This is a genomic window from Streptomyces sp. S4.7 (assembly GCF_010384365.1).
Classification (GTDB): Bacteria; Actinomycetota; Actinomycetes; order Streptomycetales; family Streptomycetaceae; genus Streptomyces.
The window spans coordinates 2,192,466-2,218,066 of the sequence record NZ_CP048397.1 but is presented as its reverse complement, the minus strand read 5'-3'; the positions used below and the strand labels follow the sequence as shown (position 1 = coordinate 2,218,066).

Genomic DNA, 25,601 nt, shown 5'->3' with positions numbered 1-25,601 from the left:
GGTCTTCTCACGAGGGACGCGTCAGCGCCCCATGCCGAGGGCCTTCCTGCCACCGCCCGGCGGCAGGGCCGCCGGACCTGCCTGCCGCGCCGGGCGCTGCGGCGCCGGCTGCTCGATCCGGAGCGCGAGCGCCGGGCAGCGCCGTACGGCGCGCTGGGCGCGGCCCCGCAGATGCATCGGTACGGAGGCGTCGGCCAGAGCCGGGTAGCCGTCGGGGCCGAGGCGGATCAGCTCGGGCACGATGTCCGCGCAGAGCCCGTGGCCCTGGCAGAGCGTCCAGTCCACCGCCAGCTTCTCGCCGCTCGGGATGGACTCCTCCGCGGTCTGGTAGCCGGGCCCCGGCAGCGGCAGCACACCCGTGGTGTCCCGGCCGCAGCCGCCGTCAAGCACATGCGCGGCGAGGTCGTCGGTGAACGCGGAGAGGGTGGACATGAAGAACCGCGCTGACCCGTCGGGGTGCTTGCACGCCCCCCGCCCCCGAACCGCCTGGGTGACCTCGCGCAGGGCCTCCAGGGCCGCGGGGCCGCCCCCGTTCAGTACGTCGCTCAGGCCGCCCGCGGCGGCCGGCAGACCGAGCCTGCAGGGACCGCACTGACCGGAGGTCTCGGCGGCGAGCCAGTTGGCCACCCGCAGCGCCTCGCCCAGCGGGCAGGTCTCGGGGCCGATCGGCAGGATCGCGCCCGCGCCGAGCGAACCCCCCACCGCCGCCAGGGACTCGCGCGAGACGACCGCCTCGTGCGCGGCCACGGAGTCGATCCAGTTGCCGTGGTAGCCGCCGGTCAGCACGCCCTGGGGGAGCGGCGGCGCCCCGGCGAGCTGGAGCACGTAGCGCAGCGGCACCCCCGTCGGCACCTCCACGACCATCGGACGCGCGACGGCGCCCGAGACGGTCAGCATGACGGTGCCCGGCTCCGCGTCGAGCCCCGTGTGCCCGTAGCGGCGCGCGCCGATCCTGGCGCCGATGGCCAGCTGCGCGAACGTCTCGGCGTTGGACAGCAGCGTCGGGGCGCCCCCGATGCCCGACTCGGCGGCCCGTTCGCGGCGGCCGGGCGGCAGGGCGGGCCCGCCGTTCGCCGCGCGGATGACGGACGACGCCTCGCCGGAGACCATGCGCTCGGGCGTACGGACCACCCGCGCCCGCAGTTGCTGCCCGCGCCGGTTGGACAGGCCGCGCTCGGCGAGCGCGGCCCGCATCGATATCTCGGTGGAGTTGCGGGTGACGGCGACGACCAGGGTGCGCGCTCCCAGCGCCTCGGCCGCCAACAGGGCGCCGTCGAGGATGAGATGGGGTGCGCGGTTGAGCAGCACCGTGTCCTTGCGGCAGGCCGGCTCGCCCTCACTGCCGTTGATGACGACGACGGGGCGCACACCGCGCCGGATCGACGCCTTGGCGACGGCGCGCAGCTTCTTCCCGAACGGGAAACCGGCGCCCCCGCGTCCGCGCAGAGTGATGTTCTCCGCGAGTTGTGCGAGCAGTTCCCCGGTCAGCGGCTCCAGCGGCCCGTGCACCTTCAGGTGCATGGAGAGGTCGAGTCGCTCGACGAGGTCGAATCCCTGCGTCAGCTGGGGAAGGCCGACGACACGGACTTCGGGGACATCGGGGAGAGGGGCGTTCACGGTCGGTCTCCTGCGGGTGGGTACCAGGGTTCACCGGCACTCGGGGTTCCCCCGCCGTTGGCGGGAGGTTGCTGGAACGTGTCGTCCGACTGCCGGTAGGGGTCGGCTTGTTGGTGGAGGCCGGGCCCCGGGGCGGCGTCGGGCTGTGGGTAGGGGGCCGACTGTAGGTACGTGTCGGAGCGCTGGTTTGTCTCAGCCCAGTGGTATGTCTCCTGGCGCTGGTACTGCTGCTGGTACGGCGACGGCTGCTGGTACGGGTCGGTCACGGGCGGCCGCGCGGCGTCGGCGCCCGGCTCGTGGGAGCGGGCCTGGACGGGGGCCGGGGGCGACGGCGTGGGCCACAGACCGGCCCCGGCGGCCGACGGCTCGCTGATGACCGGTATCTCCTCGGTCATGGGTATGCGTTCGGCGTACGGGATCCCGGGCGACGTCAGCGGGTCGGGCGCGCCGCCGAAGGGCGGGGGCGCGGGGGCCGGTGTGCGGGCCGGGGGTTCGGTGCCGAGGGAGACGGCCCGGTAGCCGGCCGACAGGCTCGTACCGGGGCCGGTACCGGCCCCGGGGCCCGCACCGGGACCGCGTCCCGGATCGACGAACGTGTCCGCGAGCGGGTCCGGGTACGGAGCCGCCGGCGTCGGCGGGGCGGCGGCGTACGGCGCGGCCGACGGCGGCGTGAAGGAGTCCGGGACGAAGGTGTCCGCGAACGGGTCCGCGCTCGGCGGGCGCCCCGCCTCGTAAAGAGGCGGCGACGGCGGGGCGATGCGCGGCGGTACCCGCGCCGCGCCCAGCGGCGGACCGAGCGGCAGCGCCGACGCCGGGGGAGAAGCCGGATCGGAGGCGGACCGCTGGCGCGGGAACCGCTGCTCGAACTCCACCCGTGGCAGACCCGCCGTACCGGGCAGCGGTTCGCGGGTCAGGTCGCGGCGCTCCGGCTGCTGCGGCTCGGAGATCTCGCGTACACCGCCGGTCAGGGTGAGGATCCTGTCGGCGATACGGCGCTGGACCGGGCGGGGCAGCAGCCGTACGGAGACGGCGCCGATGACGCCGACGAGCGCCAGGCAGTACAGGGTCATCACCCAGGTCGCGGCGGCGCGCCCGGCGTACAGCCCGTGCATCAGGGCGAAGCACCAGGCCGGGTACGCCAGCATGTGCAGCGCGCGCCAGCGGCCGGCGACCTTGCCGGGCACGGCGAAGGCACTGCGCAGCGCGCCCGTCGAGGCGGCGACGACCATCAGGAACCCGGCGAGCGAGCCGAGGCCGATGAGGCCGCTCGTGCCGGTGATCCCGAGGCTGAAGGGCAGCACGGCGCCGATCAGCGCCACATGCCCGAGCGAGACCTTCACCGTGGCGTGCAGCAGCAGGAAACCGAGGGAGGCCATCGCCGTGAACCGGTGGATGCCCTGGGCGAGCAGCCGGTGACGCGGGGAGAGCAGCAGCCGGTCCGTGGCCATCAGTCCCCAGGCGACGGCGGCCGTCAGCGACACCAGCGACAGGACGCCGGTGGTGAAGTCGAGCATCGCGCGGAACCCGTCACTCCCCGCGACGGCGAGGAGAGGGATGAGTACCAGTGCGGCGACCGACAGCCCTCCCTGGACCGAGCGGCTCATGCCGTGGCTCGGTGGAAGCGATGAACGGATCTTGTGAAAGTTCATAGGGGCAACTCCGAATGGCTCGGCAAAGCGGTCCCGTTGCCGCATGCTAAGTCGCTCCATACCGGGCAGTGCGCCGTTTGCAGGTTTACCGGGCGGATGATGCGTCAACTGCCCTTGGGGATGCCCCGGATAGGGTCGATACGCGGGGTAACTCGGGCGACGAAGGTTCGATGAATCACATAGAGGCCAATGGCCTGTTTCCGACTCGAACGATCCTGTATGGCCGTCGAACGCCCCGTCGCTGTCGCGAATCGCCGTTCCCTCCGCCGAGCCGCCCTCCGCGTACCGCCGTGAATGCGGCATGCGAGCCCTCTGTCCGCTGCGGTACCCTGCTCGCATGCGTGCCGTACGCCTTCTGCTTAGCGAGCCGCGCTGATCAGTACCGACGGATGACAGATCCGGTCGGAATCAGCGTGGCTGCCCCCTCCTGTGTGAGGGGTTTTTTCATTCCCGCGGCAGAGACGATCGATGGAGCTTCAGAGGACATGAGCGAGACGAATCCGGCCGCCGCCGGCGCGGAGACGACCGCACCGACCGCGCCGCACCGCTACACGGCTGCCATGGCCGCCGACATCGAGGCACGCTGGCAGGACTTCTGGGACACGGACGGCACCTACGAGGCGCCGAACCCGACGGGTGACCTGGCCGGTGACCCGGCCGTCGTCGGGCGTCCCAAGAAGTACGTCATGGACATGTTCCCGTATCCCTCCGGGACCGGACTGCACGTCGGGCACCCGCTCGGCTACATCGCCACCGACGTCTACGCCCGCCACCAGCGCATGAGCGGGTACAACGTGCTGCACACGCTGGGCTTCGACGCCTTCGGCCTGCCCGCCGAGCAGTACGCGATCAGCACCGGCACCCACCCCCGGGAGTCGACCGAGGCCGCCATGGAGAACATGACGCGGCAGCTGCGCCGACTGGGCCTGGGGCACGACAAGCGGCGCTCGATCGCCACGATCGACCCCGAGTTCTACCGCTGGACGCAGTGGATCTTCGTACAGATCTTCAACTCCTGGTACGACCCCGAGGCCGACAGGGCCCGTCCGATCACCGAGCTGGTGGCCCGGTTCGAGAGCGGCGAGCGCCCGACGCCGGACGGCCGGAGCTGGAGCGAGCTGACCGAGAACGAGCGCGCCGACATCCTGGGCGGGTACCGCCTGGCGTACGCCTCCGACGCCCCCGTCAACTGGTGTCCGGGCCTCGGCACCGTCCTGGCCAACGAGGAGGTCACCGCCGACGGACGCTCCGAGCGCGGCAACTTCCCCGTCTTCAAGTCCAAGCTGCGCCAGTGGAACATGCGCATCACGGCCTACGCCGACCGGCTGCTGGACGACCTGGACGCGCTGGACTGGCCCGACGCCATCAAGCAGCAGCAGCGCAACTGGATCGGGCGCAGCGAAGGCGCGCGCGTCGACTTCCCGGTCGGTGACGCGGGTGCCATCACCGTCTTCACGACCCGTCAGGACACCCTGTTCGGCGCCACGTACATGGTCCTGGCGCCGGAGCACGAGCTGGTCGAGAAGATCGTCCCGGCCGCCTGGCCCGAGGGCACGCACGACGTGTGGACGGGCGGTCACGCGACGCCCGCCGACGCCGTCGACGCGTACCGCAAGCAGGCCGCGTCCAAGTCCGACGTCGAGCGGCAGGCCGAGGCCAAGGACAAGACCGGCGTCTTCACCGGTGGCTATGCCACCAATCCGGCCAACGGCGAGCGGATCCCGGTCTTCATCGCGGACTACGTCCTGATGGGATACGGCACCGGCGCGATCATGGCCGTGCCTGCCCACGACAGTCGCGACTTCGCGTTTGCACGCGCTTTCGAACTGTCGATGCGCTGCGTCGTGGAACCGGAGGACGGCCGGGGCACCGACCCCGCGGAGTGGGACGACGCCTTCGTCGCGTACGACGCGAAGATCGTCAACTCGTCGGCCCCCGCCGTCACCCTGGACGGTCTGGGCGTCGTCGATGCCAAGGCGAAGATCACCGAATGGCTGGTCACCGAGGGTATCGGCGAGGGAACCGTCAACTTCCGGCTGCGCGACTGGCTGTTCAGCCGGCAGCGCTACTGGGGCGAGCCGTTCCCCGTCGTCTACGACGAGGACGGCATCGCGCACGCGCTGCCCGAGTCGATGCTGCCGCTGGCGCTGCCCGAGGTCGACGACTACTCGCCGCGCACGTTCGACCCGGACGACGCGGACACCCGCCCCGAGACACCGCTGTCGCGCAACGAGGACTGGGTCTTCGTCGAACTGGACCTGGGCGACGGCAGGGGCGTACGGCGCTACCGCCGTGAGACCAACACCATGCCGAACTGGGCCGGTTCGTGCTGGTACGAGCTGCGCTACCTGGACCCGCACAACACACGGGAGCTGGTCGACCCCACCGTCGAGCAGTACTGGATGGGCCCCCGCGAGGGCATGCCGCACGGCGGTGTCGACCTGTACGTGGGCGGCGCCGAGCACGCCGTGCTGCACCTGCTGTACGCGCGCTTCTGGTCCAAGGTGCTGTTCGACCTGGGCCACGTCTCGTCGGTGGAGCCGTTCCACAAGCTGTACAACCAGGGCATGATCCAGGCGTTCGTCTACCGCGACAGCCGCGGCATCGCCGTCGAGGCGGCCGAGGTCGAGGAGCGCGAGGACGGCCACTGGTACCGCGGCGAGAAGGTCAGCAAGCTGCTGGGCAAGATGGGCAAGTCCCTGAAGAACGCGGTCACTCCGGACGAGATCTTCGCGGAGTACGGCGCCGACACCCTGCGGCTGTACGAGATGGCCATGGGCCCGCTGGACGTCTCACGGCCCTGGGACACCCGCGCGGTGGTGGGCCAGTACCGGCTGCTGCAGCGGCTGTGGCGCAATGTCGTGGACGAGGCGACCGGAGAGGTCACGGTCCTCGACGTCCCGGACGCCGACATCGACGTGACGACGCTGCGCGCCCTGCACAAGGCGATCGACGGCGTCGGCCAGGACATGGCCGCGCTGCGCTTCAACACCGCCATCGCCAAGATCACCGAGCTGAACAACCATCTGACCAAGAGGGGCGCGCCGATCGCCCGCTCGGTCGCGGAGCGCCTGGTCCTGCTGGTGGCGCCGCTGGCGCCGCACGTCGCCGAGGAGCTGTGGCGCAAGCTCGGGCACACCGGCTCGGTCGTGCACGAGGCGTTCCCGGCCGCCGATCCGGCGTACGTGGTGGACGAGTCCGTCACCTGCGTCGTACAGATCAAGGGCAAGGTCAAGGCGCGGCTGGAGGTCTCCCCGTCAATCTCGGACGCGGACCTGGAGGCGCTGGCGCTGGGCGACGCCGCGGTGGTCGCGGCGCTGGGCGGCGCGGGGATCCGCAAGGTGATCGTGCGGGCGCCGAAGCTGGTCAACATCGTGCCCGCGTGATCGCGCGGGGGTAAGTGGTGCCCGCGGTGACCCGGGCTTCGAGGGGCTATGCGGGGTTCGGGCCGGCCGGGTGCGGGCACAGGGCTTTCCCTTACGGGCAGTTTGGGGGTTCGGGCGGAACCCTCAGGCTGCCCGTTCCGTTTACCGTTGAGGTACCGACGTCGACACCGGAGAGGCATCCATGATGGAGGCCGTGCTTTTGATCGTGGCGCTGCTCTTTGTCGCATTCGTGGCCCTGGGCGTGTACGTGAGCGTCAAGGCGGTCCGCGCGGCGAAGCGAGGCGTGGACCGTACGATCACGCAGGCCCGCCGGACCGTCGAGGACACCACCCTGAGAGCCAAGAGCCTCGGACAGACCGGGGTCACGGCCGAGCTGGCCCAGCTCCGGCTCTCGCTGCGCACGTCCATGCGCGCCACCCAGGAGGCGCTCCGGGCGAACGAGGCGGAGGACGCCTCGCTGTCGGAGTCGCTGCACCTCTTCCAGCGGCTGAGTGTGTACGGGCGCGAGCTGGACGACGAGCTGAGGCGGCTGGAGCGGGACCCGGACCGGGCGACGCTCTCGCGGCGCCTTCCCGAGCTGCGGGACCGTACGGAACGGATCACCAAGTCGGCCGATTCGCTGCGCTGGGCGGCCAGGGACCGGGCGCGGAAGTTCTCCGAGGACGAGCTGACGCTCCTGAGCGAGCAGATCGACGTCGAGTCGGGCGCGCTGCGGCACTGGTCCGCGGTGGAGCCGGACGCGGGGCGGAACACGCAGGCGGGGCAGGTGGGACCGCAGCCGATGGAGTGGCCGGAGCCGGAGGCGTCCGCCCCGGAGCAGACCGGGCAGCCCGGCGGGCGCACGGCGCGACCGGAGGGCGTGGAGCCCACGCTCGCCGACCAGACATGGCCCGCGCCGACGCCGGCCGCCGAGAGGCCGCAGGCGATCGATCCGCCGGACCCCCGGCAGACGACCTACCCGTGGCAGGAGAAGTCGGCGCGGCCGGAGACGACGAACTGACCGCTCCGTGTCGGTTCTCCGCCGGCGGGCGGTGGTTGCGGGTGCCCGGGCGGGGCACACGCATGGCGGGTGGCGGGCCGTCAGCGGAATGGACCCGCCGGGATCGGACACGTCGAAGCATCGGGCACGTCGAAGCAAGGAAGAGGGCGGAAGCCGATGGTGACCTCTTCGAATTCGCTCGGCGAGGCGGGGCCGGGCTCCCGACCGGTGGTCGCGGCGGGTAACCTCCCGCTCATGTCCCGCCATGTCGCGATCGTCACCGATTCAACGGCCTACCTGCCGCCGCAGGCGATGGAACGCCATGGCATCACCGCGGTGCCGCTGACCGTGGTGCTGGGTGACCGGGCACTCGAAGAGGGCACCGAGATCTCGGCCAGATCGCTCGCCCTCGCGCTGCAGAAACGGCGCTCCGTGACCACCTCGCGGCCGAGCCCCGAGGTGTTCGCCGCCGCCTACCGGGCCGCCGCCGAGGCCGGTGCGACGGGCATCGTCTCGCTGCACCTGTCGGCGGAGTTCTCCGGCACGTACGACGCGGCCGTCCTCGCCGCACGCGAGGCGCCTGTGCCGGTACGGGTCGTGGACACCGGCATGGTGGCGATGGCCCTCGGCTTCTGCGCCCTGGCGGCGGCGGAGGCGGCGGAGTCGGACGGCTCGCTCGACGAGGCGGTGGCGGCGGCCGAGAAGCGGGCCGCCGGAACGTACGCGTACTTCTACGTCGACACGCTCGACTACCTGCGGCGCGGTGGCCGTATCGGCGCCGCGCAGGCACTGTTCGGCTCGGCGCTCGCCGTGAAGCCGCTGCTCCAACTGGACGGCGGCCGGATCGAGTTGCTGGAGAAGGTACGCACCGCGTCGAAGGCGATCGCGCGCCTTGAGGAGATCGTCGCGGACCGGGCCGGCACCGGTCAGGTCGACATCGCGGTGCACCATCTCGCGGCGCCCGAACGGGCCGCCGCCCTCGCCGACCGGCTGCGGGAGCGGGTGCCGGGTCTCGCGGAGCTGCATGTGAGCGAGGTGGGCGCGGTGATCGGGGCGCACACCGGGCCGGGGCTGTTGGGGGCTGTGGTCTCACCGCGCTGAGGCGGGGTTGTCGGTGTGGGCGTGGGCGTGGGTGTGGTCGGGGCCGCGGTGAGGGTGCGGAAGCACTCGTTCGGGTGGCCGAGTTATCCACAACTGGTGAGTTGTCCACGGTAATTCGACCTCCTCGGCGAGATCCGGCGGGAGTGCCTACCGTCTGGCGCATGACTCTTCGATCACACACCGTGACCAGTGGCCCCGGCCGACCCTCGATGTCCGACGGCCGGGCCCGCCGTTCCTCCTCCGCGCCGCGCCCGCGCCACCGGCGCGTGGGGACGGCGCCGGCGCCCGCCGCGTCGCGCCGCCGCGCCGACGCCCTGTTCGCCGTCGCGTCGGGCGGTGGGGCTCCCGCGGCCGGGGGGCTCGCCGACGCGGGCGCGGCGCGGACGGCCGCCATGGTGGGAGCGAGTCCGCCGGTTGCGGCGCCAGCTCCGGCTCCAACTCCAGGTCCGGCCCCAGCTCCGGCTTCGGTCTCGGCTCCGCCACCAACTCCGGCCGGGGCGGCGGGTGGTGGCGTCGTGGCGCCGCCGGGCGGGCGGCGTGAGCGGGCGTGGCTCGCTCTACGGGACCGGTTACCGGTGTGGGTGCAGCTGAGATGCGGGCTGGAGCCGAAGACCCTGGCCGCCCTGACGGTGGTGCTGGTCGTCGCCGCGGTCCTGGCGGCCCAGCACTTCTGGTCCGGCAGGCCCCAGCCGGTCAGCGCGCCGGAGACGGTCCGCGAGGAGGTGGCCGCGACCGGCTCCGCGCGGGAGCCGCAACCGTCACCGGGGCCACCGCCACCGGCCGCCGCGTCGCCGGCCAAGCGTGTGGTCATCGATGTCAGCGGCAAGGTGCGCAGCCCCGGCGTCCACCGGCTGCCCGCCGGGTCGAGGGTCACCGACGCGCTCCGGGCCGCCGGGGGAGTCAAGCCCGGCGCCGACCTGACCGGGCTCAACCGGGCGCGCGTGCTGGTGGACGGCGAACAGGTGGTCGTGGGCCTCCCGGCGCCGCCCGGACAGGTCGCGCCGGGCGGGGGAGCGGCCGGGCCGGGCGTCGGCGGCCCGGGTCCCGCCGGGGCGCCGGTGAGCCTGAGCACGGCCACCATGGAACAGCTCGACACACTGCCCGGCGTCGGCCCGGTGCTCGCGCAGCACATCATCGACTACCGCACCGAGCACGGCGGTTACCGGTCCGTTGACGAGCTGCGCGAGGTGAACGGGATCGGCGAGCGCCGGTTCGCCGACATCGAGCCCCGTGTACGGCCGTGACCCGCGCGGCCGTACACGTCGCTGCGGGGCACCCGTTGGGTGCCGCGGACCCCCAACAGGAGGGCCCGGCCGATCTGCGACTCGTTCCGCCCGCGCTGGCGGCCTGGGCCGCCGCGGCCCTGGCGACCGGCGCGCCGGGGGGCTGGACCGCCGGCGCGGTGCTGGCCGGGTCGGCCCTCGCGGGCGTGCTCCTGGTGCGGGCGGCTCTCGTGCCGATACGGCGGGGGAGCCGGGCGCGTACCGGGCCGAGCGGCGTGCGGCGGCGGGTGAACGGTGTCGCGGTCGCCGCCGCGCTGCTCTGCGCGGCGGCCGGGGCGGGGTCCGCCTGGCTGCACGGCGCCGACCGGCACCGGGGCCCGGTGCCGGGACTGGCCGAGCGGTACGCACGCGTCACCGTCGACCTGACGGTCACCTCCGACCCGCGCCTCACCAGACCGAGGGTCCGGGGCGACACGCTCTCGGCGGCCGGTCTCGTCCTGGACGCGGACCTCACGCGCCTGAGGTCCGCGGACGGAGCCGTCACCACTCTCCGTACGCCTGTGCTCGTCTTCGCCCAGGCCGGGGGCGAGTCACGAGCCGAGGCGTGGCAGCGACTGCTGCCCTCCACCGGGCTCCGGCTGGCCGGGCTGCTCGCGCCGCCGACGGAGGGGGACGAGCGGTACGCGGCGGTGCTACGGGTGGAGGGGGGCGGGCCACCGCGGGTCGTACGCGGGCCGACCGGTCCGCAGCGCACGGCCGGCGATCTGCGCGCGGGGCTGCGGGAGGCGACGGACGGGCTTTCGGCGGACGCCCGTGCCCTGCTGCCCGGACTGGTCGTCGGGGACGTGTCCCGTATCCCGCCCGAGCTGCACGACGCGTTCACCGCGACCGACCTCTCCCATCTGCTCGCCGTCTCCGGAAGCAATCTCACGATCGTCCTCGCCCTGCTCATCGGCCCTCCGGGGCTCGCTCTGAGAGCCGAGCGGCGCGGACTCGCACCACGTCTGGGGATCTCGCTGCGGTCGACCGCCGTGTGCGGCGGGGCGCTCACGCTCGCCTTCGTGGTGGTCTGCCGGCCGGAGCCGAGCGTGCTGCGGGCAGCGGCCTGCGGACTGATCACCCTGCTCGCCATCGGCACCGGCCGGCGCAGATCGCTGATCCCGGCGCTGGCCACCGCCGTACTGCTCCTCGTCCTCTGGGACCCGTCCCTGGCGCGCAGCTTCGGCTTCGTCCTGTCCGTGTTCGCCACGGGCGCGCTGCTCACCATCGGGCCGCGCTGGAGTGCGGCGATGCAGCGGCGCGGGGTGCCGCCCAGGCTCGCCGAGGTACTGGCGGCGGCCGCGTCGGCGCAGGCCGTCTGCGCACCGGTGGTGGCGGTGTTCGCCGCGCGGGTCAGCCTCGTCGCGATCCCCTGCAACCTGTTCGCCGAACTGGCCGTGGCGCCCGCGACGGTGCTCGGGTTCGCGGCGCTCGCCACGGCGCCGGTGGCGATGCCGGTGGCCGAGCTGCTGGCCCGGTGCGCGGGCTGGCCCGTCGAATGGATCGCCTCCGTCGCCCGCACCGGCGCCTCGCTGCCGGGAGCCGCGATCGAATGGCCGGGCGGCTGGCGGGGCGGGGCGCTGCTGGCGCTCGTCACCGTCCTCGTCGTACTCGCGGTACGGCGGATACGCGGCCCATGGGTCGCCGCCGGCTGCGTGGTGCTTCTGCTGCTGGCGGTCCTGCGGCCGGCTCCCTTCACCCGGATGGTCACCGGCTGGCCGCCGCCGGGCTGGGCACTGGCGATGTGCGACGTCGGCCAGGGCGACACGATGGTGCTCGCGGCCGGTGAGGGCGCGGGAGTGGTCGTGGACGCCGGTCCCGATCCGAAGCTGGCGGACCGCTGTCTGCGGGACCTCGGGATCACCCGCGTACCGCTGCTCGTGATCAGTCACTTCCATGCCGACCATGTCACCGGGCTGCCCGGGGTGCTGCGTGGCAGGAGGGTCGGTGCCATCCAGACGACGACCCTTCAGGAGCCGTGGGAGCAGAGCGCGTTCGTACGGCGGACGGCGGAGGCCGCGGACGTTCCGCTGGTGCGGGCGGCACCGGGGGAGCGGCGCCGTGTCGGGCCGCTCGACTGGCGGGTGCTGTGGCCGAGGGCGGGGCCGGGGCTGCGAGCGGGCGGGCCGAACGACGCCAGCGTCACCCTGTTCGTCCGGACGGCGGGCGGTACGACGCTGCTGCTGCTCGGTGATCTCGAACCGCCCGCGCAGCAGGGCCTGTCGAGGGACCATCCGACGCTGCCACCGGTGGATGTGCTGAAGGTCGCCCACCACGGTTCGGCCTTCCAGGATCACGGACTGCTGCGTACGGTGCGGCCCCGGCTGGCCCTGATCTCCTGCGGCAAGGACAACCCGTACGGCCATCCGTCGCCGCGCACGGTGGGTGCGCTGCGGGCCGGGGGAGCGGTGGTGATGCGGACCGACACCGACGGCGCCGTCGCGGTGGCGGGTGCGGGTGAGGGGCTGCGGGCCGTGGCGCGCGGGCCGGGATGACCCGACGAAGGATGCGGGTCGTCGCGCGGTCCCGGTCCTTCGGACCAGGACGAACGACGCATGGTGGGAAAGGGGCCGCAGGGACAGACTGAGGTCATGGACACGTCTGGGACCATCTCTGACTATCTGCGCCGGATCGGCGCCGACCGGCCCGCCGTACCGGACGCCGCGGCACTGCGGGACCTTCAGGTGCGGCACTTGCGGACCGTGCCGTTCGAGAACCTGTCCGTGCATCTGGGCGAGGAGATCGTCCTTGAGGAGGGGGCGCTGGCGGCCAAGGTCGTGGACAGGAGGAGGGGAGGATTCTGCTACGAACTCAACGGCGCCTTCGCGGTGTTGCTGCGTGGGCTCGGTTTCCGGGTGACGCTCCTTCAGGCCCGGGTGTTCACGGCGGACGGGAGGCTGGGGATCCCCTACGACCACATGACGCTCCTCGTCGAGACGCCCGCGCCGGCCGGGTCGGGACGCGACACGGACCGCTGGTTCGCCGACGTCGGCTTCGGGAATCACAGCGCCCATCCCCTGGCCTACGACGAGCGCGGTGACCAGGAGGACCCGGCCGGTACGTTCCGGATCGTGGCGGGCCCGGACGGGGACGTCGACGTCGTACGGGACGGCAAGCCCCAGTTCCGGGTCGACCGACGGCCGCGCGCGCTGGCCGACTTCACCGCCGGGGCCTGGTACCACCGGACGTCGCCGGACTCCCATTTCACCCGGTCGCTGGTCTGTTCCCGGAACACCGCCGACGGCCGGATCACGCTCAGCGGCAGCATCCTCATCACCACCGCGGCCGGCGAGCGCGCCGAGCGGCCACTGGAGGGGGACGCCGAGATCCTGGCCGCCTACCGGGAGCACTTCGGGCTGAACCTGGACCAGGTGCCGCGCGTCAGGACCGAAGGAAGGAGAGAGGGCCGCAGCTGGACGTCCGGTATCTGCGGTTGAGGGCCCCTCAGCCCTCGGCCGGGGTTTCGAGCCACCCCTCGTACTCGGCCGCGAAGGCGTCCAGTGCGGTGGGGTCCAGGCGGGATCGTGCGTCCTCGATCACGACCAGCCACTGCGCGTCCTCGGCGTCGTCCTCGCCGGCCAGGGCGTCGCGTACGAGCTGGGGCTCCTCCAGCACGCCGAAGCGGTCGGCGAGTTCGCCCGCGACCTCCTCGGCGGCGTCGCGGTCGGGCAGCACCAGTACATGTCGAACATCGCTCACCCGGTCATTCTCCCGTACGCGGGGCGCTGTCGGTGGGCCGTGGGATGCTGGACCGCGATGGCCACCAGGAAGACTTCCCAAGACGATCCGCTCGCCCCTCTCACGCTCGCCGTGGGCCAGGAGGACCTGCTGCTGGACCGCGCCGTCCAGCAGGTCGTGGCGGCGGCCCGCGCCGCCGACCCGGACACCGACGTGCGCGACCTCCCCTCCGACCAGCTCCAGCCGGGGACCCTCGCCGAGCTGACGAGCCCGTCGCTGTTCGCGGAGCGCAAGGTCGTCGTCGTACGGAACGCGCACGATCTCTCGGCGGACACGGTCAAGGACGTCAGGGCGTACCTCGACGCACCGGCCGAGGAGATCACCCTCGTCCTGCTGCACGCGGGCGGGCCCAAGGGCAAGGCACTGCTGGACGCGGCCCGCAAGGCCGGCGCGCGTGAGGTGCCGTGCGCGAAGACGACCAAGCCCGCCGAGCGGCTGGGCTTCGTACGGTCGGAGTTCCGCGCGCTGGGGCGCTCGGCCACGCCCGAGGCGTGCCAGGCGCTGGTCGACTCGATCGGCAGCGATCTGCGGGAGCTGGCGAGCGCGGTGTCCCAGCTCGTCGCCGACGTCGAGGGCGCGATCGACGACGCCGTCGTCGCCCGCTACTACACGGGCCGTGCCGAGGCATCCAGCTTCACCGTCGCCGACCGGGCCGTGGAGGGCCGCGCGGCCGACGCGCTCGAAGCCCTGCGCTGGTCGCTGTCGACCGGCGTCGCACCCGTACTGATCACCAGCGCCCTCGCGCAGGGCGTGCGCGCCATCGGCAAGCTGTCGTCGGCGCGCGGCGGCCGGCCCGCGGACCTCGCCCGTGAGCTGGGCATGCCGCCGTGGAAGATCGACAAGGTGCGCCAGCAGATGCGGGGCTGGACCCCGGACGCGGTGGCGACGGCGCTGCGCGCGGTCGCGGAGGCCGACGAAGGAGTCAAGGGCGGCGGCGCCGACCCCGAGTACGCGCTGGAGAAGGCGGTCGTCACCATCGCCCGCGCGGCCCGCGCGGCCCGCGCCGGCCGTTAGGTCCTAGTAGGGCTTGGTCATGTGCGATCCGTGATGGCGTGTCTTCTTGATCGGTCGTGTCGTTGACCGGGTGTGCTGAGTGAGGAGTTGGCTGCGGTCCGGTGTGATCTGGAGGACTTCGCGGCGGAGATGTTCGAGCCGTTCGCGCGGGCGGATCAGCGGCGGTGGGGCGGGGTCTATCTGCGGGGCCTGCTGCTGGACGGCGGGCGTAAGTCGGTGGAGCCGATGGCCGCCCGCCTGGGCGAGGACGGTAACCGGCAGGCGCTGGCCCACTTCGTCACTTCCAGCCCGTGGGATGCGGCGCATGTGCGGGCCCGGCTGGCCTGGCGCATGCAGCCGGTCATCAAACCCACCGCGCTGGTCATCGACGACACCGGGTTCCTCAAGGACGGGGACGCCTCGGCATGCGTCAGCAGGCAGTACACCGGTACCGCGGGCAAGGTCACCAACTGCCAGGCCGGAGTCTCGCTCCACCTGGCTTCCAACGGAGCCTCGGCGGCGGTGAACTGGCGCCTGTTCCTGCCCGGGAGCTGGGATCCCGCCTCGCCGAAGGCCGATCCGGTCAAAGTGGCCCGCCGCGGTAAGTGCGCCATCCCTGCCCAGGTGGGGCATGTCGAGAAGTGGCAGCTGGCCCTCGACATGATCGACGAGACGCGGTCCTGGGGCATCGAGGTGCCCCAGGTCATCGCCGACGGCGGCTACGGTGACACCGCCGCCTTCCGGCTCGGCCTGGAGACACGCGGACTCGACTACGTGGTGGGCATCTCGACCACAACCACCGCACAACCTGAGGACGCACAGCCATGCATCCCGGCCTGCTCCGGCCGCGGCCCCCATCCGGTTCCGGCCTACCCCGAGCCGGCCCAGCAGGTGAAGAGCCTGGTCATCGCGGCCGGCAAATCTTCCGCGCGGCCGGTGCAGTGGAGGGAGGGATCACGGCCGGGCAGCGGCCGCAGCGGGCACAAACGCATGTACTCCCGCTTCGTGGCCCTGCGGATCCGGCCCGCCGGGCGCGAGATCCGCAAGGCCGCACCAGGCAGCGTGCTTCCGGTCCGCTGGCTGCTGGCGGAGTGGCCCGCCGACCAGGACGAGCCCGTGCAGTTCTGGCTCTCCAACCTGCCCGCAACCACCCCGTTGCCCGTCCTCGTGCGCACCGCGAAGCTCCGCTGGCGCATCGAGAACGACTACCGCGAGATGAAACAGGCTCTGGGCCTGGCCCACTTCGAAGGCCGCACCTGGCCAGGCTGGCACCACCACGTCACCCTCGTCTCGGTCGCCCACGCCTTCTGCACCCTCCAGCGACTGAACAGATCCCCAAAAGAGACGGCGTCGGCCTGAGCCTCTACCGAGTCGTCCGCGAGCTGCAATTACTCCTCGTGATCTGGACCGGCGCCTGCCCCACCTGTCACCGCGACATGCCCGATCCCGCACCAACATGACCAAGCACTACTAGGTCCTGTCCGGCGGATCTTCGGCCGGGCACGGCGGCCGCGGGGGACCGACCCGCATGCCGAAGGCCCCGGTACGCCGTACCGGGGCCTTCGTCGTCAAACCTGGCTGGATCCGTACCCGCGTGGCGAACGCAGTCGTGTGCGGATCCGAAAGACACCGGTCAGGAGCGGTAGAGAGGGCCCGCTGAGTCCGTTCCGGCGGTTGGAATCAAGAGTGAGCAGACAGTCGCTCAGCCCTGCAGGGTGGCAACCTTGGACGCCAGCGCCGACTTCTTGTTGGCGGCGGCGTTCTTGTGGATGACACCCTTCGAGGCAGCCTTGTCGAGCTTGCGCGACGCCTCGCGGACGGCCACGTTGGCCGCCTCGACGTCACCGGCGACGACGGCCTCGCGGGCCTTGCGGATCGCGGTCTTGAGCGACGACTTGACGGCCTTGTTGCGCAGGCGCGCCTTCTCGTTGGTCTTGTTCCGCTTGATCTGGGACTTGATGTTCGCCACGAAATGCCTTTTCAGGTTCGATGATCTTTGAATGAGCGCCCGTGCCGAGACAGCAGCAGACACAGCCGCCCACGCTACCAGTCACCGTCCGACCGGCCCAAACCGGGCGCAGCCCCGTACCCGTGGGACGATGGAGCCTACGTATCGATCCGATGTCGACCCGAGACGAGACGCCGCGCGTCTCAAGAATCAGGACCCTGCGTGCCCGCGACCCCTACCAACGTGCCCGAGCCGAGCCGTACGGACCCGGCGCTGCTCCGTAATTTCTGCATCATCGCGCACATCGACCACGGCAAGTCGACGCTCGCCGACCGGATGCTCCAGCTGACCGGAGTGGTCGACCAGCGGCAGATGCGTGCTCAGTATCTCGACCGGATGGACATCGAGCGCGAGCGCGGCATCACGATCAAGTCCCAGGCGGTCCGGCTGCCGTGGGCTCCCAACGAGGGTCCGGACCAGGGAACGACCCATGTCCTGAACATGATCGACACTCCGGGCCACGTGGACTTCACCTACGAGGTCTCCCGCTCGCTCGCCGCCTGTGAGGGCACGATCCTGCTGGTGGACGCCGCCCAGGGCATCGAGGCGCAGACCCTCGCCAACCTCTATCTGGCGATGGAGAACGACCTCACCATCGTCCCGGTGCTCAACAAGATCGACCTGCCGGCCGCGCAGCCCGAGAAGTTCTCCGAGGAGCTGGCGAACCTGATCGGCTGCCAGCCCGAGGACGTCCTGAAGGTCTCCGCGAAGACCGGTGTCGGCGTGGACGTGCTGCTCGACCGGGTCGTCAAGGACGTGCCCCCGCCGGTCGGAGTCGCGGACGCCCCGGCGCGCGCGATGATCTTCGACTCGGTGTACGACTCCTACCGGGGCGTCGTCACGTACGTCCGTGTCATCGACGGCCAGCTCAACAGGCGCGAGCGCATCCGGATGATGTCGACCGGCGCCACCCACGAACTGCTGGAGATCGGCGTCTCCTCGCCCGAGATGACCCCGGCGGACGGGCTCGGCGTCGGCGAGGTCGGCTACCTCATCACCGGGGTGAAGGACGTCCGGCAGTCCAAGGTCGGTGACACGATCACCTCGTTCAGCAAGGGCGCGACCGAGCCGCTGGGCGGCTACAAGGACCCCAAGCCGATGGTGTTCTCCGGTCTCTATCCGCTGGACGGCTCGGACTACCCCGAGCTGCGCGACGCCCTCGACAAGCTCCAGCTCAACGACGCGGCGCTGGTCTACGAGCCGGAGACCTCCGCGGCCCTCGGCTTCGGCTTCCGCGTCGGCTTCCTCGGGCTGCTGCACCTCGACGTGATCCGGGAGCGGCTGGAGCGTGAGTTCAACCTCGACCTGATCGCGACCGCGCCGAACGTGGTCTACCGGGTGGAGATGGAGGACGGCAAGGAGCACATCGTCACCAACCCGAGCGAGTTCCCCGAGGGGAAGATCGACTCGGTGCACGAGCCCGTCGTGCGGGCCACGATCCTGGCGCCCAGCGAGTTCATCGGCTCGATCATGGAGCTGTGCCAGACCCGCCGCGGCACGCTCCTCGGCATGGACTACCTCTCCGCCGACCGGGTCGAGATCCGCTACACGCTGCCGCTCGCCGAGATCGTCTTCGACTTCTTCGACCAGCTGAAGTCCAAGACCCGCGGTTACGCGTCGCTGGACTACGAGCCCACCGGCGAGCAGAGCGCCCAGCTCGTCAAGGTCGACATCCTGCTGCACGGCGACAAGGTCGACGCGTTCTCCGCCATCACGCACCGGGACCAGGCGTACGCGTACGGCGTACGGCTCGTCGCCAAGCTCCGGGAGCTCATCCCGCGCCAGGCCTTCGAGGTGCCCATCCAGGCGGCCATCGGCTCCCGGGTCATCGCCCGCGAGACGATCCGCGCCATCCGTAAGGACGTCCTCGCCAAGTGCTACGGCGGTGACATCTCCCGGAAGCGCAAGCTGCTGGAGAAGCAGAAGGAGGGCAAGAAGCGGATGAAGATGGTCGGCAGCGTGGAGGTCCCGCAGGAGGCGTTCATCGCGGTGCTCTCCAGCGACGAGTCGTCGAGCAAGAAGAAGTGACCGAAGGACCGAAGGCGTGACCCGTCAGCGGTGACACGGTGACACTCGGCGGTGACCGGTAAGCGGTGACCGAGAAGCGACTCGCGAGTAGGCCGGTCGGGCCCGTGCGCTCAGGCGCCGGGCCCGACCGGCATCCAAGGGTCCGGTTCGTTATGAAGCGGCTGCACGCGTCCTCTTACGCACCGGGCGGGTGCACTCTAGTCTGATCACTGCTCGATGGTTACTCACCAGTTAAACAACAAACCAGTCGCGCAAGCTTTGCGGGGCCCGGAGGACGTCGTGAGCGACACAAAGACCTTGATCGAGAACCGGCCGCCGTCGGTGGCGGCCCTCTTCATTGAGCGCGTGGCGGCGACGCCGGACGCCGAGGCCTACCGCTACCCCGTTCCTCCCGCCTCGGGCGAGGGCCCCGACGACTGGGAGTCCCTGAGCTGGGGCCAGGCCGCGGTGCGCGTGTACGCGATGGCGGCCGGTCTGATCGCGCTCGGCGTGCGGGCCGAGGAGCGCGTCGCACTCGCCGCCGCCACCCGCGTCGAGTGGATCCTCGCCGACCTCGGCGTGATGTGCGCGGGCGCCGCGACCACGACGGTCTACCCCTCGACGAACGCCGAGGAGTGCGCGTACATCCTCGCCGACTCCGGGAGCCGCGTCCTCATCGCCGAGGACGCCGCCCAGCTCGCCAAGGCGCGTGAGCGGCGGGCCGAGCTCCCCGAGCTCGCGCACGTCGTGGTGATCGAGACGGCCGACGCGAAGCCCGCCGAGGGCGACCCGGACGGCTGGGTGCTCTCGCTCGCCGAGCTGGAGGAGCGCGGGACGAAGTATCTGGAGGAGCACCCCGGGGTCGTCAAGGAGCGGGTCGGCGCGATCACGGCGGAACAGCTCGCCACCCTCATCTACACCTCCGGCACCACGGGCTGTCCCAAGGGTGTGCGGCTGCCGCACGACAACTGGTCGTACATGGCGAAAGCGATCGCGGCCACCGGGCTCATCACCAAGGACGACGTGCAGTACCTCTGGCTGCCGCTCGCGCACGTCTTCGGCAAGGTGCTCACCTCCGGCCAGATCGAGGTCGGCCATGTCACCGCCGTCGACGGGCGTGTCGACAAGATCATCGAGAATCTGCCGGTGGTGCGGCCCAGCTACATGGCGGCGGTGCCCCGCATCTTCGAGAAGGTCTACAACGGCGTCGCGGCCAAGGCGCGTGCGGGCGGCGCCGCGAAGTACAAGATCTTCCAGTGGGCCGCCGGTGTCTCGCGCGAGTACGCCAAGGTCAGCCAGGACAACTTCCGCCACACCGGCACCGCTTCGGTGCCCTTCGCGCTCGGCGCCAAGCACACCGTCGCCGACAAGCTCGTCTTCGCCAAGCTCCGCGAGGCGTTCGGCGGACAGCTGCGCGCCGCGATCTCCGGATCCGCCGCGCTCGCGCCCGACATCGGCTTCTTCTTCGCCGGCGCCGGGATCCACATCCTGGAGGGCTACGGCCTGACGGAGTCGAGCGCGGCGAGCTTCGTCAACCCGGGCGAGGCGTACCGCACCGGCACCGTCGGCAAGCCGCTGCCCGGCACCGAGGTCCGCATCGCCGACGACGGCGAGATCATGCTGCGCGGCCCCGGCATCATGGACGGCTACCACGGGCTGCCCGAGAAGACCGCCGAAGTCCTCGAATCCGACGGCTGGTTCCACACCGGCGACATCGGCGAGCTGTCGGTCGACGGCTATCTGCGGATCACCGACCGCAAGAAGGACCTGATCAAGACCTCCGGCGGCAAGTACATCGCGCCGGCCGAGGTCGAGGGCCAGTTCAAGGCGGTGTGTCCGTACGTCTCGAACATCCTGGTGCACGGCGCCGACCGCAACTTCTGCACCGCGCTCATCTCGCTGGACGAAGCCGCCCTGCTCGGCTGGGCGGCCGAGAACGGTATGGAGGGCGCGTCGTACGCCGACGTCGTCGCCTCACCGCGGACCCAGGAGCTCGTCGACGGCTATGTGACGCAGCTCAACGAGGGGCTCCAGCGCTGGCAGACGATCAGGAAGTTCCGGCTGCTGCCGCGCGACCTGGACATCGAGCACGGCGAGCTGACGCCGAGCCTGAAGCTCAAGCGGCCCGTCGTGGAGCGCGAGTACAAGTACCTGCTGGACGAGATGTACGCCGGAGCGCGGGAGGCGTAGAGGCGTCTACGCGTCGTACATGAGTACGCGGGCGGGGTTGGCGGCCGGGGACTACGGCTGAGGGCTCCGTCCGCGTCGTAATTCCCGCAGTATGTTGTCCAGTCCCGCCACATGACCGCGCAGCGCCGCCAACTCGCCGGGCCCGCGCAGGGTGTTCGCGTCACCACCGTCGCCGTCACCGTCCGCAGCGATGTCGCCGCCGGGTTCACCGAGCAGGGACCCGATCGCGGAGAGCCGGTGGGCCATCTCCGCGAGCTGTACGTGATCGCGCGCGAGCAGGGCCTCCAACTGGCGGTTCTTGCGGTGCAGTTCGAGGAAGACGGTCGCCTTGGCGCGCAGCACCCAGGGATCGAACGGCTTCGGGATGAAGTCGGCGGCCCCCCTCGCGTAGCCGCGGAACGTGAAGCCGCTGTCGAGGTCGCTCCCGGTCAGGAAGATGATCGGGACGTCCTTGGCCTGATCGAGGCGCTTGATGCCGGCGGCGGTGTCGAAGCCGTCCATGCCCGGCATCCGAACGTCCAGCAGGACCAGGGCGAACCGCTCGCGGCGCAGGGCCCGTATCGCCTCCTCGCCCGAACGGGCCCGTACCAGCGGCACGTTGAGCGATGCCAGCACCGCTTCCAGGGCGAGGAGGTTCTCCTCCATGTCGTCGACGAGGAGGATGCCCGCGCGGTCGGTGACCGGTGTGTCGGCGGGCGGTCCGGTGGGTATCGGGTTGCTCATCGTGGGTGGCGTCCGAGTGCGTGATGGCCGGGTGCGGGGAATCCGGGTGGGTGTGAGCTGGGGGTGCGGCGGCCGGGAAGTGCGTCCGGGCTCCGTTCTTCGTTCACTTCTTCGCCCGTTTTCGATGACTCGACGCTTATGGGCACGCTCAGTCTGTCACTCTGTCCGGGTGGTAAGCGGCGCAATGCAAGAAACGACCAGGAGCCGCACGTGGGGCCTATAGGGGACTGTTGGAACGCGGACGATCCGGAAGCATCGAATCCGGCTCGGAACCGGGCGTTCCGGAACGACGAGCGACGCACGGCACGCACCAGCCTGCCGGGGAACCCGCTCGCCCCGTCCGCCGCGCGCCGTTTCGTGCGCGCGGCGCTCGCCGAGTGGACCAGCCTCGGGCTGCTCGCCACCTGCGCCCTGTGCCAGGGCGACGAGGCGTGCCCGCCGGGCGGGCACAGCACCGACGGGCTGGCCGACGACGCGGTGCTGATCGTCGACGAACTGGTCACCAACGCGGTCGTGCACGCGGGCACCAACGTGGAACTGCTCTGCCGCCTCGAAGCACCGCGGGAGCTGTACGACGAGAGACCCGAGGACGCGTCCGGGCCGGGCGCCGGGTCCGGCGAGGAGAGTACGGCCGAGCGGGAGCCCGCCGCGCTCGTCATCGAGGTGTCCGACCACCACCCCGCCCGCTCGGTGCGCAGCGACGCGCACGGCCCGGCGGGCGGCGGCTCCCCCGACTACGGCCGGGGCCTCCAGCTCATCGCCGCCCTCACGGAGCGCTGGGGCATCACCTACCGCACCGGCCTCAAGACCGTCTGGGCCCGCCTCCCGCTCGACGGGCCGACCGCCGAGGAACCGGCGGGCAGTGGCGCCGACGGAGCCGCGGGAGTCAACGGAGCCGTCGGCGAACCCGCCCTCCGGCGCGGTCTGCGCGCCGCCGAGATCCTCGCCCCCGCACCCCGCGGAACGGCGCGCGAGGACCCGGACTGGATCAGCCGGGGCGCCCTCTCCTTCCTCGCCGAGGCCTCCGACCTGCTGGCCGGACAGCTCGACGAGGACCTGGTCGCAGCCCTCGCCGGTCAGCTGCTGGTGCCCCGCCTCGCCGACTGGTGCGCGATCTGGCTCGACGGCGAGGGCGAGGGCCACGGCAGGGCGGGCGCAGCACCGCGACTGGCCCGCGTCTGGCACGCCGACGAGTCCCGCATCGAGATACTGCGCGCCCTCCTGGAGAAGGAGCCGCCCCGGCTGCTCGACACCCAGGACACGACGGGCTCGGGCCCTGGGCGGAACGTTCCTGTACCCGTCCCCTGGCCCGGCTCGGGCCAGACCGGCGCGCACGACGGCGCCGCGGTCTCCTGCCGGCTCGTCGCGGGCGACCGCCACCTCGGCACCCTGGTCCTCGGACGGCGGCGGCTCGCCCGGATGCCCGACGAAGTGATCGCGCTCATCGAGGACTTCGCCCGCCGGGTCGGCCTCGCGATCGGCGCCGCCCGCCGCTACACCCGGCAGGCCACCATCAGCCGGATCCTGCAGCGCGGTCTGCTGCCCAGCCAGGTCGCCCGGATCCCGGGCGTCGAGAGCCACCTCGTGTACGAGCCCGCCGACGACGGAGTGGTCGGCGGCGACTTCTACGACGTCTTCCCCGCGCCGCCCGGCGGTCGCTGGTGCTTCATGCTCGGCGACGTCCAGGGCAGCGGCCCGGAGGCCGCCGTCGTCACCGGACTGGCCCGACCCTGGCTGCGGCTCCTCGCCCGCGAGGGGTACGGCGTCGGCGAAGTCCTCGACCGGCTCAACCGGCTCCTGCTGGACGACGCGATGGAGGCCGCCGAGGCCGCCGCGCTGATGGTCGCCGTCGCCGGCGGCCAGGACCTCTCCGGCGGCGAGAGCGGTCTCCCCGGCCTCAGCGACCTGGGCCCGCTCGGTGACATCCGCGACATCAAGAGCCTCGACGACGGCCGGGGCGGCGGGCTCGCCGACGGCGGCCAGTCCCGCTTCCTCTCCCTGCTCTACGGCCAGCTGGAGCCGCTCCCCGGCACCGGCGGCGGCGCCCGCTGCACACTCGCGAGCGCCGGCCACCCGCTGCCGCTGCTGCTGCGCCCCGACGGGACGGTACGGGTCGCCGCCGAGCCGCAACTGCTCCTCGGGGTCGACGAGCACGTCGCCTACGAGAGCCTCAGCTTCGACCTGGCGTCGGGGGACACGCTCCTGTGCGTCACCGACGGCGTCACCGAGCGCCGCTCCGGGCGGCTGCTCCTGGACGACGACGACGGCCTCGCCGCGATCCTGGCGGGCTGCGCGGGACTGAGCGCGCAGGGTGTCGCCGAGCGGATCAGACGCGCCGTGCACGACTTCGACCCGAGCCCGCCCTCGGACGACCTGGCGATGCTGGTGCTGCGCGCGGTGTAGGGCGCGCCGGCGCACCCGCGAGGTGCGGGACACTGGGGGCATGCCTTCCGCCCTGCCCGACGGTGACCCCATGCCCGATTCCGGCGCGCTGCCCCCGCACGCCCTTCAGGGCGCGGCCGACCGGCCGCTCGGGTTCTATCTCCACGTGCCGTACTGCGCCACCCGCTGCGGCTACTGCGACTTCAACACCTACACGGCGACCGAGCTGCGCGGCTCGGGCGGCGTGCTGGCCTCGCGCGACAACTACGCCGACACCCTGACCGACGAGGTCCGGCTCGCCCGGAAGGTCCTCGGCGACGACCCCAGGCCCGTCCGTACGGTCTTCGTCGGCGGCGGTACGCCCACGCTGCTGGCCGCGTCCGACCTCGTGCGGATGCTGGGCGCCGTACGCGAGGAGTTCGGGCTCGCCGACGACGCCGAGGTCACCACCGAGGCGAACCCGGAGTCCGTCGACCCGGCGTACCTCGCGGAGCTGCGCGAAGGCGGCTTCAACCGCGTCTCCTTCGGCATGCAGAGCGCCCGGCAGCACGTCCTGAAGGTGCTCGACCGCACGCACACCCCCGGGCGGCCCGAGGCGTGCGTGGCGGAGGCCCGCGCGGCCGGGTTCGACCATGTGAACCTCGACCTGATCTACGGCACACCCGGCGAGAGCGACGACGACTGGCGCGCCTCGCTCGCGGCGGCGGTGGGCGCCGGGCCCGACCACATCTCGGCGTACGCGCTGATCGTCGAGGAGGGCACGGGGCTGGCCCGGCGCATCCGGCGCGGCGAGGTTCCCATGACCGACGACGACGAGCACGCCGACCGCTATCTGATCGCGGACGAGACACTGGGGGCCGCCGGGTTCTCCTGGTACGAGGTGTCCAACTGGGCCACCACCGACGCCGGGCGCTGTCTGCACAACGAGCTGTACTGGCGCGGCGCGGACTGGTGGGGCGCGGGACCGGGCGCCCACAGCCACGTCGGCGGGGTCCGGTGGTGGAACGTGAAGCACCCCGGCGCGTACGCGGCGGCGCTGGCGGAGGGGCGGTCTCCGGGGGCGGGCCGGGAGGTCCTCACGGCGGAGGACCGGCGCGTCGAGCGGATCCTGCTGGAACTGCGGCTGTCGGACGGCGTGGAGCTGTCACTGCTGCGGCCGGCCGGTCTGGCGGCGGCGGGGCGGGCACGGTCCGAGGGTCTGCTGGAGGCGGGCCCGTACGGGGAGGGGCGGGCGGTGCTGACGCTGCGGGGGCGGTTGCTGGCGGATGCGGTGGTGCGGGGGCTGGTGGACTGAGGTTGCCCCTGCGGGCCGGGTTCGTCCTCAGTCGCCGGCCGGGCTTGATGGTTGCGGTTGTCGGTGGCGGTCGGGGGGCGGGGCCCTTCCGGGGCGCGGTGTCCGGGGTCTTGGTTGCGGTTGTCGGTCCCGGTCGGGGGGCGGGGTCTCCGGAGGGGTATGTCCGGACGGCGTGATTTACGGCGCGTGAGAATGCCGGTTCCCCTGAGACCAACGAGCCTTGCGCGCGCCGTAAATCACGCCGTCCGGGCATGACCCCGGAGCGGCACCCG

17 protein-coding genes are annotated in these 25,601 nt (G+C 72.1%); 12 read left to right on the top strand and 5 right to left on the bottom strand.

What is annotated here, in order from left to right:
• Positions 1-21 precede the first annotated feature (21 nt).
• Both SSPS47_RS09775 and SSPS47_RS09770 read right to left on the bottom strand, forming a co-directional pair.
• Positions 22-1,617 carry an NADH-quinone oxidoreductase subunit NuoF family protein gene (locus SSPS47_RS09775; RefSeq protein ID WP_164250291.1) on the bottom strand — a complete coding sequence of 532 codons (1,596 nt, stop codon included), beginning with the start codon at positions 1,615-1,617 and terminating at the stop codon, positions 22-24.
• On the bottom strand, positions 1,614-3,221 hold the full coding sequence (locus SSPS47_RS09770) for a ferric reductase-like transmembrane domain-containing protein (protein WP_164250289.1): 1,608 nt from the start codon (positions 3,219-3,221) through the stop codon (positions 1,614-1,616). Before SSPS47_RS09770 ends, SSPS47_RS09775 begins: the two co-directional genes overlap by 4 nt.
• A gap of 530 nt (positions 3,222-3,751) precedes the next feature.
• On the opposite strand from SSPS47_RS09770, the gene leuS reads away from it, so the two are divergent.
• The 6 genes from leuS (at position 3,752) to SSPS47_RS09740 (ending at position 13,431) form a co-directional block, all read left to right on the top strand.
• Entirely contained in the window at positions 3,752-6,652 is a 2,901-nt protein-coding gene (leuS, locus tag SSPS47_RS09765) for a leucine--tRNA ligase (RefSeq protein WP_164250287.1), read from the top strand.
• Between the two features lie 184 nt (positions 6,653-6,836).
• Positions 6,837-7,652, top strand: coding sequence for a hypothetical protein (locus tag SSPS47_RS09760; RefSeq protein WP_164254478.1), 816 nt, complete (start codon positions 6,837-6,839; stop codon positions 7,650-7,652).
• 234 nt (positions 7,653-7,886) lie between these two features.
• Positions 7,887-8,732 carry a DegV family protein gene (locus tag SSPS47_RS09755; protein ID WP_164250285.1) on the top strand — a complete coding sequence of 282 codons (846 nt, stop codon included), beginning with the start codon at positions 7,887-7,889 and terminating at the stop codon, positions 8,730-8,732.
• Positions 8,733-9,313: 581 nt separating this feature from the next.
• Entirely contained in the window at positions 9,314-9,976 is a 663-nt protein-coding gene (locus tag SSPS47_RS36170; RefSeq protein ID WP_343234871.1) for a ComEA family DNA-binding protein, read from the top strand.
• Positions 9,973-12,489, top strand: a complete 2,517-nt coding sequence (locus SSPS47_RS09745; protein ID WP_164250281.1) for a ComEC/Rec2 family competence protein — start codon at positions 9,973-9,975, stop codon at positions 12,487-12,489. Before SSPS47_RS36170 ends, SSPS47_RS09745 begins: the two co-directional genes overlap by 4 nt.
• A 96-nt stretch (positions 12,490-12,585) precedes the next feature.
• Positions 12,586-13,431, top strand: a complete 846-nt coding sequence (locus tag SSPS47_RS09740) for an arylamine N-acetyltransferase (protein ID WP_164250279.1) — start codon at positions 12,586-12,588, stop codon at positions 13,429-13,431.
• Between the two features lie 7 nt (positions 13,432-13,438).
• On the opposite strand, the gene SSPS47_RS09735 is transcribed toward SSPS47_RS09740, so the two are convergent.
• Positions 13,439-13,693, bottom strand: a complete 255-nt coding sequence (locus SSPS47_RS09735; RefSeq protein ID WP_147872998.1) for a hypothetical protein — start codon at positions 13,691-13,693, stop codon at positions 13,439-13,441.
• Positions 13,694-13,750: 57 nt separating this feature from the next.
• On the opposite strand from SSPS47_RS09735, the gene holA reads away from it, so the two are divergent.
• Positions 13,751-14,746 carry a DNA polymerase III subunit delta gene (gene holA / locus SSPS47_RS09730; RefSeq protein ID WP_164250277.1) on the top strand — a complete coding sequence of 332 codons (996 nt, stop codon included), beginning with the start codon at positions 13,751-13,753 and terminating at the stop codon, positions 14,744-14,746.
• A gap of 129 nt (positions 14,747-14,875) precedes the next feature.
• Complete coding sequence (locus SSPS47_RS09725) at positions 14,876-16,084, top strand: IS701 family transposase (protein WP_203558051.1); 1,209 nt, start codon at positions 14,876-14,878, stop codon at positions 16,082-16,084.
• Positions 16,085-16,427: 343 nt separating this feature from the next.
• Here SSPS47_RS09725 and rpsT read toward each other — a convergent pair whose 3' ends face one another.
• Positions 16,428-16,694 (bottom strand): 30S ribosomal protein S20, encoded by a 267-nt coding sequence (gene rpsT, locus SSPS47_RS09720; protein WP_147872996.1) that lies wholly within the window; start codon positions 16,692-16,694, stop codon positions 16,428-16,430.
• 201 nt (positions 16,695-16,895) lie between these two features.
• Here rpsT and lepA point away from each other — a divergent pair, with 201 nt between their 5' ends.
• Positions 16,896-18,761: a translation elongation factor 4 gene (lepA, locus tag SSPS47_RS09715; RefSeq protein WP_164250273.1), complete on the top strand. Its 1,866-nt coding sequence runs from the start codon at positions 16,896-16,898 to the stop codon at positions 18,759-18,761.
• A 279-nt stretch (positions 18,762-19,040) separates the two neighbouring features.
• Positions 19,041-20,930 (top strand): long-chain fatty acid--CoA ligase, encoded by a 1,890-nt coding sequence (locus SSPS47_RS09710; RefSeq protein WP_164250271.1) that lies wholly within the window; start codon positions 19,041-19,043, stop codon positions 20,928-20,930.
• 51 nt (positions 20,931-20,981) lie between these two features.
• On the opposite strand, the gene SSPS47_RS09705 is transcribed toward SSPS47_RS09710, so the two are convergent.
• Entirely contained in the window at positions 20,982-21,653 is a 672-nt protein-coding gene (locus SSPS47_RS09705; RefSeq protein ID WP_164250270.1) for a response regulator, read from the bottom strand.
• Between the two features lie 315 nt (positions 21,654-21,968).
• On the opposite strand from SSPS47_RS09705, the gene SSPS47_RS09700 reads away from it, so the two are divergent.
• Positions 21,969-24,056: a SpoIIE family protein phosphatase gene (locus tag SSPS47_RS09700; RefSeq protein ID WP_239065236.1), complete on the top strand. Its 2,088-nt coding sequence runs from the start codon at positions 21,969-21,971 to the stop codon at positions 24,054-24,056.
• A gap of 40 nt (positions 24,057-24,096) precedes the next feature.
• Positions 24,097-25,329 carry a radical SAM family heme chaperone HemW gene (gene hemW, locus SSPS47_RS09695; RefSeq protein ID WP_164250266.1) on the top strand — a complete coding sequence of 411 codons (1,233 nt, stop codon included), beginning with the start codon at positions 24,097-24,099 and terminating at the stop codon, positions 25,327-25,329.
• Positions 25,330-25,601 lie beyond the last annotated feature (272 nt).